The 1,188-nt window shown below is 64.7% G+C and carries 1 protein-coding gene; it reads right to left on the bottom strand.

The window, feature by feature from the left end:
* Position 1: 1 nt before the first annotated feature.
* Positions 2-1,108, bottom strand: a complete 1,107-nt coding sequence (locus tag BW09_RS10805; protein ID WP_140464197.1) for an IS30 family transposase — start codon at positions 1,106-1,108, stop codon at positions 2-4.
* Between the last annotated feature and the right edge of the window lie 80 nt (positions 1,109-1,188).

The following is a 1,188-nucleotide window of genomic DNA, read 5'->3' on the forward strand; positions in this document are numbered from 1 at the left end:
TTCAATTTGTAAGTGCAACACTCGTCTTTGGGTGGCTTGTCTTTGACGTTACCCTGTCGAGCTCGCGGTACCAAACCTCGTTGGGCGTTTCCCACCCGAGGACCTTCAACGGGGTGTCGTTGATCTCCTGGACGATGGCCTGCAGGTCCCCGTCCGACAGGTCGTCGAAGCTGGTTTTCTTGGGCAGGTAGCGGCGGATGCGGCCGTTGCGGTTCTCGTTCGTGCCGCGCTGGTACGAGGAGTACGGGTCCGCGAAATAGGTGAGCATGCCCAATGCCTCGTCCACGAGCAGATGGCAGGAGGACTCCGTGCCGTTGTCCCAGGTGCGGTCGATGCGCGCGGGCGCGGGGATGCGGCTGTAGATGTCGTATTCGGCGCGCGCGGTCGCCAGCGCGCTCTTGTCGGGGATGAACCGGGCGAACAGGCGGCGGCTCTTGCGTTCGACCTGCGTGTCGATGCACCGTCTCGAGGGGGCCGTGCCGATGACCGTGTCGGACTCGAAGTGGCCGAACTCATGCCGCGAGTCGACGCGTTTGGGCCGCTGCGCGATCGGCACGCGCATCGGGATCCTCGGCCCCTTCGACCTGCGGCCCTTGGCGCGCGTGCGGTGCCGTTTGCCGCGCGGCAGGTACTGTCTGAGGTCCAGCGCCTTCTGCGGTGTCGCGTAGATCCACTGGTAGAGGCACTCGTGGCTTATCCGCATGCGCGCGTCGGCCGGGAACTGGACCCTGAGCCGTCCTTCGATCCGTTCGGGCGTCCATCCCTTGCGCAGCGCGTCCATCACCCACGCGAGCAGCGGCGAGTAGGACATGCGCAGGGGCTTGCGCGACCTGCGGGCGCGTGTCTCGGCCTTGCGCTGCGCGGTCATGGCCGAATAGAACGGACGGGCCGTCCATGCGCCGGTCTTCAGGCGTTTCGGCCGGTACGGACGGTAGGAGTCGTTCTCGTTGGACGCGAACCACAGGCCTCGTCTCAGCTCGCGGCTGACCGTGGACTTGTCACGGCCGATCCTCAACGCGATCTGGCACACGCCTAGCCCCTCTCGGTTCCTCAACTCGTCGATCCGGACCCGCTCCTCGGCCGACAGGTGGGAATACACTTTCCTCATGAGCGCAACACCTTCTCCAGTTAGAACCTGAACACTTCCAACCATAGAGCGGGTGTTGCGCTTCTATCTAGAACCCGGAC

Origin of the sequence: Bifidobacterium sp. UTCIF-1, assembly GCF_006408915.1 — a bacterium.
Lineage (GTDB): Bacteria > Actinomycetota > Actinomycetes > Actinomycetales > Bifidobacteriaceae > Bifidobacterium > Bifidobacterium reuteri.